General features: G+C 60.4%; 11 protein-coding genes. All 11 read right to left on the bottom strand.

The window, feature by feature from the left end:
- Positions 1 to 6: 6 nt before the first annotated feature.
- On the bottom strand, positions 7 to 1,446 hold the full coding sequence (locus VCA57_RS10005; RefSeq protein WP_411184841.1) for a mannose-1-phosphate guanylyltransferase/mannose-6-phosphate isomerase: 1,440 nt from the start codon (positions 1,444 to 1,446) through the stop codon (positions 7 to 9).
- A gap of 166 nt (positions 1,447 to 1,612) precedes the next feature.
- Complete coding sequence (locus tag VCA57_RS10000) at positions 1,613 to 2,230, bottom strand: alginate O-acetyltransferase AlgF (protein ID WP_411184954.1); 618 nt, start codon at positions 2,228 to 2,230, stop codon at positions 1,613 to 1,615.
- A gap of 96 nt (positions 2,231 to 2,326) precedes the next feature.
- Positions 2,327 to 3,466 carry an alginate O-acetyltransferase gene (locus VCA57_RS09995; RefSeq protein WP_411184840.1) on the bottom strand — a complete coding sequence of 380 codons (1,140 nt, stop codon included), beginning with the start codon at positions 3,464 to 3,466 and terminating at the stop codon, positions 2,327 to 2,329.
- An 11-nt stretch (positions 3,467 to 3,477) separates the two neighbouring features.
- Positions 3,478 to 4,965, bottom strand: a complete 1,488-nt coding sequence (locus VCA57_RS09990) for an MBOAT family O-acyltransferase (RefSeq protein WP_411184839.1) — start codon at positions 4,963 to 4,965, stop codon at positions 3,478 to 3,480.
- A 143-nt stretch (positions 4,966 to 5,108) separates the two neighbouring features.
- The gene (locus tag VCA57_RS09985; protein ID WP_411184838.1) at positions 5,109 to 6,209 is read right to left on the bottom strand and encodes a mannuronate-specific alginate lyase; all 1,101 of its coding nucleotides are present in this window, start codon (positions 6,207 to 6,209) and stop codon (positions 5,109 to 5,111) included.
- Between the two features lie 17 nt (positions 6,210 to 6,226).
- Complete coding sequence (locus VCA57_RS09980; RefSeq protein ID WP_411184837.1) at positions 6,227 to 7,654, bottom strand: alginate O-acetyltransferase; 1,428 nt, start codon at positions 7,652 to 7,654, stop codon at positions 6,227 to 6,229.
- Positions 7,655 to 7,665: 11 nt separating this feature from the next.
- Positions 7,666 to 9,255, bottom strand: a complete 1,590-nt coding sequence (algG, locus tag VCA57_RS09975; RefSeq protein ID WP_411184836.1) for a mannuronan 5-epimerase AlgG — start codon at positions 9,253 to 9,255, stop codon at positions 7,666 to 7,668.
- Between the two features lie 11 nt (positions 9,256 to 9,266).
- The gene (locus tag VCA57_RS09970) at positions 9,267 to 10,769 is read right to left on the bottom strand and encodes an alginate export family protein (protein ID WP_411184835.1); all 1,503 of its coding nucleotides are present in this window, start codon (positions 10,767 to 10,769) and stop codon (positions 9,267 to 9,269) included.
- Positions 10,766 to 12,151: an alginate biosynthesis TPR repeat lipoprotein AlgK gene (gene algK / locus VCA57_RS09965; RefSeq protein ID WP_411184834.1), complete on the bottom strand. Its 1,386-nt coding sequence runs from the start codon at positions 12,149 to 12,151 to the stop codon at positions 10,766 to 10,768. Before algK ends, VCA57_RS09970 begins: the two co-directional genes overlap by 4 nt.
- Positions 12,152 to 12,162: 11 nt before the next feature.
- Complete coding sequence (locus tag VCA57_RS09960) at positions 12,163 to 13,329, bottom strand: PilZ domain-containing protein (RefSeq protein ID WP_411184833.1); 1,167 nt, start codon at positions 13,327 to 13,329, stop codon at positions 12,163 to 12,165.
- A 34-nt stretch (positions 13,330 to 13,363) separates the two neighbouring features.
- Positions 13,364 to 14,851: a mannuronan synthase gene (alg8, locus tag VCA57_RS09955; RefSeq protein ID WP_411184831.1), complete on the bottom strand. Its 1,488-nt coding sequence runs from the start codon at positions 14,849 to 14,851 to the stop codon at positions 13,364 to 13,366.
- Positions 14,852 to 14,922 lie beyond the last annotated feature (71 nt).

The following is a 14,922-nucleotide window of genomic DNA, read 5'->3' as shown; positions in this document are numbered from 1 at the left end:
TTTGCGTCAACCGGCGGTGAGGCTGAGTGTTGTGGCTTCGCTGCGGCCGTAGACATCATCCAGACGCTGAATGTCGTCTTCACCCAGGTAGCTGCCCGATTGCACCTCGATGATTTCCAGAGGAATCTTGCCCGGGTTGCTCAGGCGATGCACGGCGGTCATGGGGATGTAGGTGGACTGGTTTTCGGTGAGCAGGAAGACCTTGTCATCACAGGTCACTTCGGCGGTGCCGGACACCACGATCCAGTGTTCGGCGCGGTGGTGGTGCATCTGCAGGGAGAGGGTGGCGCCGGGGTTGACCGTGATGTGTTTAACCTGGAAGCGCCCGCCCATGTCCACCGAGTCATACGAGCCCCACGGGCGATAAACCTGGCAGTGGTTTTGGGTTTCGCTACGGCCTTCGGCATCGAGCTGATTGACCATGGCCTTGACGTCTTGCACGCGGTCTTTGTGGGTGATCATGGTGGCGTCTTTGGTTTCCACCACGACCAGGTCTTCAACCCCGATCACCGAGACCAGCTTGCCGTTGCCGTGTATCAGACAGTTATGGCTGTCGTGCACCACCACGTCGCCGGAGAGTACGTTGCCGTTTTTGTCCTTGGGGTGCACGTCCCAGATCGATGACCAGCTGCCCACATCGTTCCAGCCGGCATCCAGCGGCACCACGCAGGCGCGGGTGGTTTTCTCCATCACGCTGTAGTCGATGGAGTTGTCCGGGCAGCAGGAGAAGGTGGCGGCATCAATGTTGATCTGGCTGCCGTCGATCTGGCTGCGCTCTAGCGCCAGCAGGCAGGTGTCATAGATGTCTGCGTCATGTTTTTTCAGCTCTTCGAGGTAACGGCTGGCGCGGAACAGGAACATGCCACTGTTCCAGTAATAGTCACCGCTGGCGACGAATTCGCGGGCACGAGCCTCGTCGGGTTTTTCCACGAACTGCGCCACGCGAATAATGCCGGCGGGCAGGCTGTCGTCGGCTGCCGACTTGATGTAGCCGTAGCCTGTTTCTGGGCGGCTGGCCGGGATGCCAAACAGCACCATTTCACCCTTTTCCGCCGCATGGCTAGCCAGTTGCAAGGCTGTCTGGAAGGCCTGCTGGTCGCTGATAACGTGGTCGGCAGGGAGAATCAGCAGCAGTTCGTCGCGGCCTTCGGCGAGTAGCTGCATGGCGGCAATGGCCACCGCTGGTGCAGTGTTGCGGCCAAAGGGCTCCAGCAGCAGGGTTTGTGTTTCCAGCTGTTGGCTGTTCAGTTGCTCCTGCACGATAAAGCGGTGCTCCAGGTTGCACACCAATACGGGCGGCTGCATACCGGCGAAGCGCAGGCGCTTGATGGTTTGCTGGAACAACGTGTCGCTGCCGGTGAGGGCGAGGAACTGCTTGGGGTACTGTTTGCGCGAGAGGGGCCAGAGTCGCGAACCGCTACCGCCGGAAAGAATTACTGGAATCATTGCGTTGTACTCCTAAAGCACGTTTGGTTTGGTTGGGTTGCCGCCATCAGGCCGGATATGCCCTGTTACCCAGGCGTTTAGTGCACTGGGGGTATCACTCCAAAACGTCTACTGAAGACGCTGCTTCTTCGTGCTGGTCAGTGCCAGCACGTTTAATTGTTTGGGGTTATTCGGTTTGTGCTGGGCGCTTGACCCAGACCGGCGAGAGCGCATTGCCGCTGCCGGTGATGTACAGCGAGACCACTTCGCCACGGGCCAGACTCACGGGTTTGAGGTCGCTGACTTTGCGTGAGCCGTCGAACAGCGCCAGGCTGACCTTGACCGGATTGACTTCACGCTGACCGTTGGCGTCTGGCGCTACGGCGTCGACCACCGGTTTGCCGTCGGCGGTTTTCAGGCTAAGGGTGCTGTCGGAGAGGTTCTGTACCCGCAGCAGCGCTTTGCGCTTGTTGTTAAAGGGCGCTTCGGCCACCAGCTTGGGGTCTTGGCCGGCCTGGCTGACTAGGGTGTAGAAGTGTTCCGCTTCGAGTTTTACCGGCAGGTGCTGGTTGCCGACTTGGGCGCTGTAACTGCCGGCCGGGAGAAAGCTGAAGTCACTCGATGCCAGCGGGGCAATGTCGCTGAGTTCGGTGTTGCCGACGCTGAAACTAAGCTCGCTGTTACTGGCGTTGTAGCCGCGAATAAAGGTCGAACCCTTCGGCGCGGTTGGCGCATACAGGCCGCCTTCACCGGCTGTGGCGTTGAGGCAGGTCAGACTCAGGGCGACCGTGCAGGCGTAGGACATCCAGCGTTTGGTGGTTACTTGAGGCATGGTTAGAACTCCCAATGGGTTAGCAAAACGGTCTCTTGACCAGGTCATACAGCGGTTGCGGCGTCAGGCTCAGGGCCTGGCGTTAGCCGCGAAATGGCGGTTGTCGTTAGGCTGTTTAAGCGCGCTCAGCCACTGCGCATCGAAGTCGCTGAGGTCGCTGGCCATGGGCAGGTAACGCTCGGGGAATTCCCAGATCACCAGTTGCGGCGGCGCGTTCTTGAACTCGTCGCTTTGCAGGTACTTGAGCATGGGTATCAGCGGCCCTTGGCCATCTTCGGCGTGGTTGCTGAGGTCGCGTTGCAGGTGTTGGCGCAGCGCGCCGGCAAAATTCCACGCTGGGTTGGCGCTGTAGCTGGTGCCGACCAGGGCCACGGGCATGTCGCTGTCACCGAACAACGCGTCGTCACCAATCACCTGCTCGGCCGCCTGGGTTTGGTTGCGGCGCAACTGGTCGGGCGGCGGCAGCAGGTAGCCGAACAACGGTTCCAGCGGCAGAAAGCGCGTGAGGTCGCCGGTGTAGGGTTTGGCTACACCTGGCGTGGTGATATAGCGCTGTGGTTCACCATCCAGAGTGCCGTCGGTGAGGCTGTTGCTCAGTTGTTGAGCGGCCAGGTCTGCGCCCTCTGGTGTCCAGTGCGTATCGGTGCGCAGGAACATGGCCGTGTTGGCTTTACCCTTGCGCAAGGTGCTGAGCAGATCCGGTGCACTGATCTCGGCGTTGTGCAGTTCATCCAGAAAGCGCTGGTAAAGCCCCTGACGCAGCTGGCTGGTCGTGTTGTCGCCGACAAACTCCGGGTACAGGCGCGACTTGCTTGGCACCACGGCCATCAGCAGCTGTACGTTGTGCTGCGCCAACTGATCGCGGATGCCCTTGATCAACGCCAGGTTCTCGCGCACCTGTTGTGGGCCGTCGACTTCGGCTTTGAACTCCTCGTTGGAGAACAACCAATCGTGCTCGCCAATCAGCACGCCGGGGCGGCCTTCATTGAACAGCAGGTAATCCAGACCGGCCCACAGGCTGGTGCCGAGGGTTTTGACGGGGAAGTTTTCGTCGTAGTGGCTTTCAAAGGTCTTGGCCAGGCCGCCATCAATAACGCTGAATTGCTTGGGCAGCTGATAACTCAGCACCCCGCGCATGGACCAGGCAAACAACAGGCTCAGCACGCCAATAAACAAGGCGACATAGAGTGTGCGTAACGGGCGCGTCATGGTCGTCCTCCTTAAAACTGGAAGTAGAGAAACGGCGAGTAGCTTTGTGCCGAGAGCTTGAGGATTGAGGCGCAGAACAACAGCAGCAATGCGCCGCGCACCAGGTAGCGGGGCAGGGCGATGCTGGCGCTGGTAGGGGACATCAGCAGTGCCGCGCTGTTGGGGAACAGCCCAGGACCAGCGGTTGTCGCACGCTGCCGGTAGAACTGGCGCATGCCGCAGAAGGCCATTACCGCGTAGGCCAGCAACAGGGTGGCGATTTGCAGGTTGCTGATGCTCGCGCGGTTCAGCTCACTCAACGCCCAGCCTTGGCTGCTGAACAGCGCCGGGCTGAACATGGCGCTGTACATGCGCCAGGCCACGTCGAGGTTCTCGGCGCGGAAGATCACCCAGCCGAGCATGACCAGGAGGAAGGTAAAGGCCCATTTCAGCGGGTTGATCACCTTCGGCGCGGCATTTACTCCACAAGCCCGCTCGATGGCCAGCCAGGTGCCATGCCACGCCCCCCAGACCAGAAAGGTCCAGTTCGCGCCGTGCCAGAAGCCGCCCAGCAGCATGGTCAAAAACAGGTTGCGGTAGGTGTTGAAGGTGCCTTTGCGGTTGCCGCCCAGTGGCACATACAGGTAGTCGCGCAGCCAGGTGGACAGGCTGATGTGCCAGCGCCGCCAGAATTCGGTGATCGACTGGCTGATATAGGGCTGGTTGAAGTTTTCCATAAAGCGGAAACCCATCATCAGGCCCAGGCCGATGGCCATGTCGCTGTAACCGGAGAAGTCAAAATACAGCTGCGCGGTATAGGCCAGCATGCCCAGCCAGGCGTCACCGGTGCTGGGGTTTTGCAGGGCGAAGATGTGGTCAACCAGCGGTGCCAGGCTGTCAGCGATAAACACCTTTTTGACGAAGCCCTGCATAAAGCGCGTAGCGCCCTCGCTGAACTTGTCGAGGCTGTGGCTGCGTTCGGTGAACTGGTCGGCCAGGTCTTTATAACGCAGCACCGGGCCGGCAATCAGTTGCGGGAACAGGGCAATAAACGCGGCAAAGTTGATCAGGTTTTCCGTGGGTTTGGTGTCGCCGCGATACACGTCAATCAGGTAGCTGAGTGACTGGAATATGTAAAAGGAAATGCCAATCGGCAGGATCACCTGGGTCAGCAGGAACGGCTCAAGTCCGGCGCTTTCCAGTGCTTTGTTGAGGTTCGCCATGCCGAAGTTGGCGTACTTGAAATAACCCAGGGTCGCCAGGTTGCCGACCACGCCCCAGAGCACCCAGCGTTGCGCGAGTTTTGACTTAACCCCTGCCTGATAAATGCGCAGGCCGAAGATGTAGTTCCACAGGGTGACGGCGACGAATAACAGGAGGAAATCCACCCGCCACCACGCGTAGAAGGTGTAGCTGCCAATCAGGATCAGCAGGTTGCGATAGCGATTACTGCTCAAGTAATACAAACCGAGAAATATCGGCAGAAACAAGAACAGGAATACGTTGGATGAAAACACCATCCGTAGATCTCCGTTGAGTAGCAACTCTTCCGGGGCTCACAGCCCCCCCTTACCCCCCCGCAAGCGGGCGGTTGTTGCACACGTCCGTAGACGGTTGTTGCAGGCACTGCTGCAGGCCTGCGAGTGACGCTAAGTACTGCGAATTAACTGCCTTGCTTGTCTTTACCCTCGAACACCTGGCTCACATCGCCGCCGAGGCGGAAGGTTTTGAACGGGCCCATGTTTTTCTGCAGCGCCTGGGTGCTGGCTGAGCAGCTGTAGAGTGAGCAGTAGGGCGCGAGCCAGGCGTATTTGCTGGGTTTTGCAAGCTCGCCCATGTCTTGTTTGTTGCCGGTTTTACTGCGGAAGTCGCTGGGGTTATCCGCCCCGCGCAATACACGTTCGGCCAGGCGTTGCAGGGCACCATGGTTTTCCGCACGCAGGTCGACGCCGTTGGCTTGGGCGAAGGCGGCGATCATCGCCAGCGGCGGCAGGCTGTAGTTGTGGTAGGCCAGGGCGCGCTGGCGGCGCTTCAGTTCATTGGGCAGGTAGCCGTCTTGATCGACTTGATTAGCCGCCACGCGGAACTGCTTAACCGACCAGTCGAACAGGTCGCGGCGATTGGTGACCACAGCGGTGGCCATCACCGACCAGGCTGACCAATAGCTGTGGTTGTTGATTTTTTTCAGCGGCAGATTGCTCCAGTCGTGCACGGTGTGCTCGGCCAACTTGCTGAACCAGGCTTCGATCACTTGCGCTTGCTGCGGATAGGCTGCCAGTGGCTGCGACGCGGAAAATTTCAGCCGTAGGTAGGCCGATGACAGGCTGCCCAGCGCCCATTTGCGGATCGATTTGCCGGTGTGGTTGTACTCCTCGCTGAGCAAGGCATCGGCTTTGGCCCAGGTAGTTAGCCAGTTCAGCGCGCAATCAAGCTGCTGGCGGTCGCCGTCCTGCATGTAACGCATCACTTGCTGGTTTACTCCGCGCTCCAGTTCGGTGATATCGGCGGTGCTGTCACGGAAGGCTTTTTCCGCACGGGTGTTAAGGGTGGCGCGGGCTTTGTCCGAGCCTTCGTATTTACTGCGAAATTCCAGCTTGGCGGTGTACGGCTTGGGCGGCGCTGCGCAACTGCGCGGCTTGGCGGTTTCTGTGTGGGCGGCGGCAAAGTAACCTGCTGGCGGCAGCAGATTGCTGGCCAGCACGGGCTGGACGAGTAAGGCTGAGCCGAGTAGCAGGGGGCTGAGTATCCAGATGTGGCGTTTCATGGCGGCTCCTTGTGCGCTCAGTTGGTTTGCGCCGTGAGGGCTTTACCCGCAGGGGCAGGGCGCTTGCACAGGGTGGCTTCGACACTGAGGTTGGCGGGCATCTGCTCCGGGCTGTGGATGTCCAGGCCCAGTACGTTGAGGTCGATCCAGTCGGCGTCGTTGCGCAACTCAAAGACATAGCGGCCGTCGGTTGGCGCGCGGTCGCTCTGTTCCAGCTTGAAGTTTTCGCGGCGGCCCGTGAGGTACCAAACGGTGGCTTGGGCCTGATGTACGCTGGCGTCGCTAAAAGTCAGGTCGACCAGGTAGTCGCCGCCGCGCAGGTCGCGCACGGGGCTTTTTTCACCGTTAACCAGCACCTGATTGGCTCCCGGTTTTAGCTTCACCTTGTTGTGCAGCACGGCCGGGCGACCGTCGCAGCCGTTGTCTACCAAGGGCACGGCTTGGCGGTAGAAGCTGGCTTGCGCCAGGTCGTAGTGGGTGGCGAACTCCCAGATGAGCACTTTCGGCGGGTTGTCGTGGAAGTCCTGGCTGCTCATGTACTGCAGCAAGGCGCTGTCGAAACCACCGCCGCTGACCGAGCGGTTGAGCACTTCGGCATGGCTGTACTGCTGCAGAAAACCGGCGAAGTTATAAGCCGGGCCGCTGTTACTGGTGCCAACCAGGGCAACCTGCGGGTCGGCTTCATCACCGAACAGGCTGTCGCTATCGGCCTCACCCTTCAGGCTGGTTTCTACACGCGGGACATATTGCGTGGCATAGCTGGTGCCGCAGAAGTTAGCCGCGGTTTTGTGCAATGTGCCGGCCTTGGGCAGCAGGCCGGTGACGCTGCTTTCAAACTCCTGCTGAGGAATCTCGGCGAAGGCGGGGATTTCCTTGAGCGTCTGCGCCACCAGTTTGGCGGTGCGTTCGGCACCGGCGGGCGTCCAGTGGTGGTCGGCTTTGAAGTAGTAATCGATATCCTGGCCTTGCTCATCAAACAGCGGTGACAGGTCGGTGGTCCAGATCCCTGCCTGGCGAAAGTCATTGATGGCCTTTAGGTAGTTCTGTTTGGCCAGGTCGAAGTTGAACGAGGCTTTCTCTTCAGCGGTGAGTTTTTCGCGGTTGACCAGGCCGCGCGTCGGTTGATAGACGATCAGCAGTTCCACGCCTTTGCGCTTGAGCGCATCGCGCAGCCGTTTGAACTGGCGCAAGCCCTCGGCAGTGGTGCCAAAGTCGGTGCGCAGGTCATACCGGCTGCGGAACAACCAGTCACCTTGGCCTTGCACCAAGGCGGTGAAAAAGCTCAGGTATTTGGTGTTGTACTGGCTTGGGTCCTGCGCGGCGGGGCACAGCGGGCCGACCCGTTGCACCTGATACTGCGGCTCTGCCGCCTGCGTGCTAGCAGCGGCGGCCAGCAGGGAGCCAGCGAGGGCCAGGTGACGAAAATTAAAGGGCAATGTGCTCACGTTGTCGTTCCTTAATCCTGGAGTTCGGCTTGGCTTTCTGCGGGAGAAATCAGCACCGCCAGCTCGCGGCGTACCATCAGGTCGAGGATTTCTTCCTGCTTTTCGCCGAGGATGCCGCTGAAGCTGATACCGGTGCTTTTGCTCGGTGCGAGCATGTCCACGCGATACAGCTCAACCGAGAGTGGCGAGTCGATGGACAGCGGCCCAGAGCCATTGGCCGCGAGGGTGCCGCCGACCACAATCATCGACACTTCGGCGTCGAAGGGGTCGAGCTGCATGTCGCGGTCGGTGTTGGAGAGATCCTTGATGTGCCCGTACACCCCGCTCAGGCCATTGGCCGCCGAGACGTTTTCGTACAGGCGGATATTCAAGCTGTTGCGCAGGCGAATACCGTGGCGGGCATTGTTCAGTACCTTATTGCCCCACAGCAGGTTGTCCGGGCTTTCATAGAGGGTGATGCCGTCGCTGTGGTTGCGGTACACCTGGTTGTAGGCAATCAGGTTGTTGACGCTGTTACGGTCGATAACGATGCCGGAGAGTTTGTTGTCGTAGCTTTTGTTGTTGATGATCCAGCTGTCATCCACCTCGCGGGAGATGATGATGCCGTGCTTCTTCTTGGTGCCATGCACGGTGTTCTCGGCAATGATCAGACCGTGCGAGCGGTCGTGTGGGTCGATGCCGTAAACGATGTTGTCGCGGTAGGTGTTTCCTTTGATCACCACGTTTTGCGCTTCATAGCAGTAGAAGCCGTACCAGTGGTCGACAAACTCTGAATCGATTAACCAGCCGCTCGGCTCCGGGCGTTGCAAGCGCTCCTGCAGGTCGGAGGTGTACTGGGTGATGCTCACGCCATAAGACTTACTGGTGTTGTAGCCCAGGCTGGTGAACACGCTGGCGGCGACATACAGCTCGCTGCCACCCCAGGACACCAGGAACGGGCGGAACTCATCCGGGCGGCGGAAGGTGGCCGGGCCGTTGTCTGCTTCACGCCAGGCGGTGAGGCGGGTGTGGGTGAAAAACAGCTGGCCGTCGTTGACCATAAAGCTGCCGCGCTCTTGCGACAGGCGCAGCTCTTTGACGTCCTTGCCGATGTGCAGGGTTGCGCCTTGGGCCACTACGATAGGCAGGCGCGCCAGGTAAACCCCCGGTTCAACTTCACTGAACTGGTTGTCTGGCAGGGCGTTGGCCAGGTCCTTGGCGGTGACGTAACCGCCTTCGACAAAGATCGCCTGGGGCATGCCGCGCTGGCGGGTAACCCATTCACGCAGGCGTTCGTTACCGCCGATAAAGTCCTTCAAAGCGTCCTGTTGCAGCATGCGCCGCACCACTACTTTGCCGCCGGGTGTGCGCTTGATTTTGGCTTCGACGGCGGCGCTGGTGTAGCCACTGAGGTCTGGCAATTGCGGCGTGGCCAGCTTCAGTTCGGCGATGGGCGCGCTGCTGACGCTGTAGTTCTGCTGCGCCGATGCCTGCCTTGCTGGTTGGCTGGTCAGCGGCGCAGCAATCGATGGCTCAGCCAGTTGCAGCACGCCAAGCAGAATGCCGAGGCACAGCAGCGCGAAAGCGAAGGCGCGTTTGAGTTTGCTGGGGCGTGGCGTCATGGCGCGGGTCCTTAGAATTTCCAGATAACGTCGATAAAGGCGCGGTGCATGAGCGAGTCGGTATCGCTGCCGTAGGCATCACCTGGCTTGAATACGCCGCCACGAAAACGTACCAGTGCGGCTGGCTCGTCGATGGCTTCGCTCATTGCTGCTGGTAGCAGGCCCTGCTTGAAGTATTTGCTGACGACCAGGTCCAGCTCTTGGCCGAGTTCTTTCTCACCGTCGACCAGCGCGACTTGTGGGGCCGGATCGGAGTCGCTAAGTGGGTCATCGAAGCGCGCATTAATACCGCTGCGGCCGATTTGCTGGTGCGCATCAACGCGCCAGAAGTGGTGATAAACCAGGCTGGCGTCGTACTCGTCATCCAGTTGCCAGGAGCCGAACAGGGTCACGGCTTGCAAGTTGCTCAGCTCGCCACGGAAGGCTTCACCGAAGCGATTGACGCTGCTGCGCGTGCCGGTAAAGGTCGAGCGGTTGCTCTGCAGGCCGGTCTGCCGATAGTTGTCATTACCGTTGCCGTCGGCATCGCCACCGCCGCTACCACGTGCATAGGCCGCACCGATTTGCCAGTGCGGGTCCAGGCGCAGGCGCAGCCCTAAGTCCGTGGCCCAGGCGTTGAGGTCGGTGCTGCTTTGCCCTCGGGCGGTTTCGCCATCCTCGGTGTTGTTGAGGCTATTACGCTCGCCGGTTAGCGAGGTAAGGCTGGCCCAGTAGTTGAGGCGCTGCTGGTTGCGAAAGTTATAGGCATCGCTATCGGCGTGCAGGCCCAGCCAGGTCAGGTTGCCGTTGCTGCGCTTGTCGAGGGAGTCGATCGGCTGATTGGGGTCGGCCAGCGAACCATCGTCACGCGAGTGGTGAACACGCAAGCCAACCCAGTGACCGGGTTGCCATTGCCCGGCGATATCACCGAACAGGTGCAGGCGGCCGTCGTCTTCCGGGGCTAGCTCATCAAGATCGCTGCGGTACTCGCTGAAGCGTTCGGCAACGCCGAGGTTGGCCTTGAGCAGGGTGGTGTCGAAGCTCCAGTTCAGCGCTTCGATATTGGTGTCGCGCCATTGCCCGTCAGCGTTGTGCAGGCGTTGGCGGCCCAAGCGCAGATGCTCACCGGGGTAGGCGGTAATGCCGGCGTAGTCGACCCAAAACTGACGCAGCGCCAGGTAGTTCTTTTTGCGCGTGCGGCCGTCGTTCTGGTTGGACGACGTTTCGCCGCTGGATGACTCCAGGGTATCGGTCTGGATGATGTCGCTGGACACCACAGCCTGGCCCATGGCGAAGGCGCTCCAGTCACCGCGCTCTGCACGCAGCCAGGGGCGCACATCGAACGCGATGCCGTTGACGTCGCCGCCATCGCGGGTGCCGAGGTCGCGGTCTTCTTCCGATTGCGCGGTAATTTTGATGTCGCTGCCGAAATTCAGGGCATCCGTTTGCACGGCCCACGCGGGGCTGGCGCAGACAAGCGACAGACCAATGGCGAGGCGAATGGGGTTGAGTTTTTGCATTGCGCTGCATGTCATAGGTTATGCGCCTGCAGAGTAGGTTGAGCCTGCCAGGCCGTACCGCGCAGTTGGCGTTCGGCACTGAGCAGTTGCTCGGCCTTGGCGCGCTGACTGGCGTTCAGTTGTTGTTCAATGCTGTGGGCCAGTTCGTCGGCCTGGGGGGTGTTTTTCGGCAAGGCCAGTTGGCTGAAGACAAAGGCGTTAACCGGGTCTGGCAGGATGCCTTTGCCTTGCGAGTACATCTGCGCGAGGGCGAAGTCGGCGTTGATCTGGCCGTTGCGCGCCGCGCTGAGCAGGTGGTCGAGCGCCTGTTGCGGGTAGATGTCGCCGAGGTAGCCGCGCAGGTAAATCTGCCCGAGAAAGTAGTTAGCGCTGGGCTCGCTGGGCGCGGCTTTGCGCAGGTGCTGTTCGGCTTTGTGCGGGTCTTGTGGGAGCAACTTGCCTTCGTAGTACAGCCGCCCGAGGAGCAATTCAGCACGCGGCAGGGCGGCGGCACGACCTTGTTCGAGGTAGCCGAGCATTTGCTCAACATCACCTAGCGCTGGGTAGTCATAGAGTAGGCGCGCCAGGCTGACCCAGGCGGCGGGATAGTCCGGCGCAATGGCTTCGAGCATCTCCTGCGCCTGGCCCTCATCCGGCTTGCCGAGCTCGGCGTCGGCGAGCACTTGTGCCACGGCATCGACGCGCTGGGCCGGGACTGCGCCGCTGCGATAACTGGCCATCAGGCGTTTGACCAGGTTGTTCTGCTGCTTGGTTCTGCCTTGCTTTTGGTACACGGTGGCCAGTTCGACATAACACACGTCGGTCTGGTTGATCAGGTTCTGGCAGATCTGTTCGATCTCGTCCAGGTGCTGATCGTAACTGCCCTGGCTGCGGTACAGCAGAATCTGCGCCAGGTCAGCCTGGGCATGGCCCTGCTGACGCCAGGTGGAGATACGTTGTTGTACGTTCATATCGGGATAGTCCTGTGGGTATTGCAGGTACAACATCACCAGCGGCAGCAGGCTGCCGGGTTCCCCGGCGGCGAAGGCTTGCTCCAGCAACTGCGCCGCTTCCTGGCGCTCGGCGTGGCTGGCGTCTGGTTTGCGGGCGAGCAATTTGCCCAGCCGCGCCTGGGCCCGTGGTGAACCGCCGAGGGCGCGGCGGTAGGTCTGCTCGGCTTGTTGCAGACCGTCTGCGGTGCCGCTGGCCAGTTGTAGATCGGCCAGGCCAATTTGCGCGTCGACATAGCCCAACTCGGCCAACTGCCGGAAGTTCTGCTCAGCGGTGGCGTTATCACCTTGCTGCATCGCCTCCATAGCCAGGCGCTGGTCAGGCAGGTTGGCGCAGGCGCTCAAACCGAGCGCGAGGCTTAGCGTGAGCAGCGGCGTGGCCAGTGGGCGGGCGTTGAGGTTCGACATGCGGCGGCTCCTTAGCGACCAGCGGCCAGGGCTTGGTCGATCATCCAGTCGAACGACGGGCCACGGTCGAGCACCACTTCCACCGGTTGCCCGGCCAGGCTGCTGTTCAAGGCTTGCTCCGGCTCAATCTCTACGCGGATGTCTGACTTCAGGCCGCCTTCATGCAGGCTGCTTCTGACGATCTTGCCGTGGCGCGGGGTGTCTTCGCCGGCCACCAGAAAGCTGGCGCGGCTGCCGATACGGGCCTGGGCGAAGTTACGGAAGGGGAAGCTCGCCAGCACTGTGGCGCGGGTGTTCTGCGGGACCAATTCAAAGATCACATCGCCCTTGCTGGCGAACTGGCCGTCAGCGACTAACTGGCGCGCTACCTTGCAGTCACACGGGCTGGTCAGCGTGCCGGTAACTTGCTTGCCGAACAGGCTTTCGACATTCGCTGGGTCTAGCTGCTCGTCATTCAGGTGGCCTTTGAGCATTTCCAGCATGCTCGCCGAGAACGATGCAATGGGCGCACCTTTAGCGACACTGCCGTCTACGCCGATCAGGCTCTGCACCGTGCCTTCACGCGGCATGGTGACCTGCAGGCTGGGCACATTGACCTGCGCTGATTGGGCGTGGGTGACGAAGTACAGGCCGTATACCGATTTGAAGATAAAGCCGAACGCGGCCAAGCCAACCAGGAAGATCGCCAGGCTGAAGGTCACGGCCTTGAGCCGTCCGAACACTCCCATGGCGTTGCCGCCACTGGCGTTCTTGCGCGCCTTGGTGAAGTTATCGCGCTGTAAGGTGCTGAGCAGGTCGCCAGAGCTCACCAGTTCACCGCCCAGGTAGGCGCTGATCAGGTGGCGCAGGGTGGCTTGCTCGCGCGGTTTTAGGTTGTGCAGTTGGCAGCCGACACGGTTGCTGTCGCTGTCCAGCGAGCGCACCTGGAATTCGATGTCGATGCCCAGGTTGAAGCTGTCGAGCTTGAATTGCAGGCGGGCTTTGTGAAAGTCGCCGATCTGCAGGGCGTGCTGTTTGTCGATGACGCTGAAGCCACCGGCAGAGATATCACTGAGCGATAACTCGATAGGCTCGCGGCTCTTGTTCAGGTAGTGCACCTGAGCGGGGATCTTCACCCGGGCATGTTGGCGCTGGGCTTCGGATTCATGGACCACATTGACGTTGGCGGCTGTATTCATGCTTGCAAATTCCTGTTCAAAAGGGTCGCGATCGTCACACCAGGACCATTAGGGTGGCGACGAATAGGCTGGCGGCAGAGAAAGTCATGGCACGTGAGGACCATGTGTTGAACCAGCGCTGAAAACTCACCAGGCCACGATCGAGCTTGGTGTTTTGGCGGGTCCAGGATTGTTGGTCGAGGCGGAAGAACACGTAGATCTTCACTAGTGCACCAATGATCTGGTTGTAATAGAGAATCAGCGGGTAAGCCGGGCCGATGTGGTGGCCGGTGACGCTTAGCAGCAGGCTGAGCACCAGACGGGTCAGACCGATCCACAGCAGGTAGGCCAGGAAGAACCCCAGGCCATATTTGATGCTGGCAATAATCGCCACGCTCAGGCCGAGCAGGCTGGTCCACATCGACACGCGTTGGTCGAACAGCACCACGCTGGTGAAGCCACCCAGGCGGCGCACGCCTAAGCGCAGGGCGCGAGCGTTCTGCCGCAGGTTATTGCCGTACCAGCGAAACATCAGTTTGCGGCTGGCTTTGATAAAGCTTTTTTCTGGTGGATGCTCGACCGTGTTGATGGCCGCGTCCGGCACGTAAAACGTGTCGTAGCCCAAGCGCATCAAGCTGTACCAGCTGGACTTGTCGTCACCAGTGAGAAACTGGAAACGGCCCAGACGCCAGTGGTCGAGGTGGTCGCTTTCCACGTCGGCGATAAAGTCGGGATCAGTCACCACTTCGGCGCGAAACACCGACATGCGTCCGGTCATGGTCAACACGCGTTTGCTCAGGGCCATCGAACACATGTTGAGGTGGCGCTGGGCGAAGCGCAGCTTGTGCCATTCGCTCATCACGTAGCTGCCGCGTACCTCGCAGAACTCATTGGTGGTGAGGCCGCCGACATTCGGGAACAACTTGAACCAGGGTACGGTTTTGCGCACCACGCCTTCGCCGAGCACGGTGTCGCCATCGATAACGGCCACAACCGCATCGGCATCGGGCATTTGCCGGGAAATCGCACGGAAGCCATAGGCCAGGCCATCGCGTTTGCCGGTGCCGGGAATCCGCACGAAGTCTAGGGTGACGTGTTGCGGTGGCTGCATTTGTGCCCAAAGGCCCTTCACCAGTAACTCATCGGACAGCTCGACGATTGAGCAGACCACGGTTGTGGGGTAGCCGCAGTCAATCGCTTCGCGAATCACCGATTGGTACACCTGAGCCGTGGTCAGGGCGTCGATGCGAAAACTGGTGACCAGCAAAAATACCTGGGACGGGTCGGCCGCTTTGCCGAGTTTGGCTACCTTGCGCCGGTAGTAAGGGAACACCACATAGAGAAACAGCATGCCGCGCACGAAATGCACTGCACCCATGGAATAACGCCAGATGCCCACCGCACCGATCAGCAGCAGGTAGTCGCGCGACTCAGGGTCGAACACGCTTCTGGGCAACGCCAGCGCGAGCAGCATCAGCAGTGATATGTAGAACAACCAGCCAGCGGCTTGGTTGAGGGCGCTTTTCAGCGTTTGTGATTGCATGAGCCTATCCATCGTTTGTGCCCGATAAGCCCTGGGCTGGCGTTGCCTGCCCAGGGCTTGCTTCAGCTAAC

The sequence above is a fragment of the Pseudomonas sp. genome, assembly GCF_046581935.1.
Classification (GTDB): Bacteria; Pseudomonadota; Gammaproteobacteria; order Pseudomonadales; family Pseudomonadaceae; genus Aquipseudomonas.
Note: the sequence above shows the minus strand (reverse complement) of the source record. Positions and strands in the feature narration are given on the sequence as shown.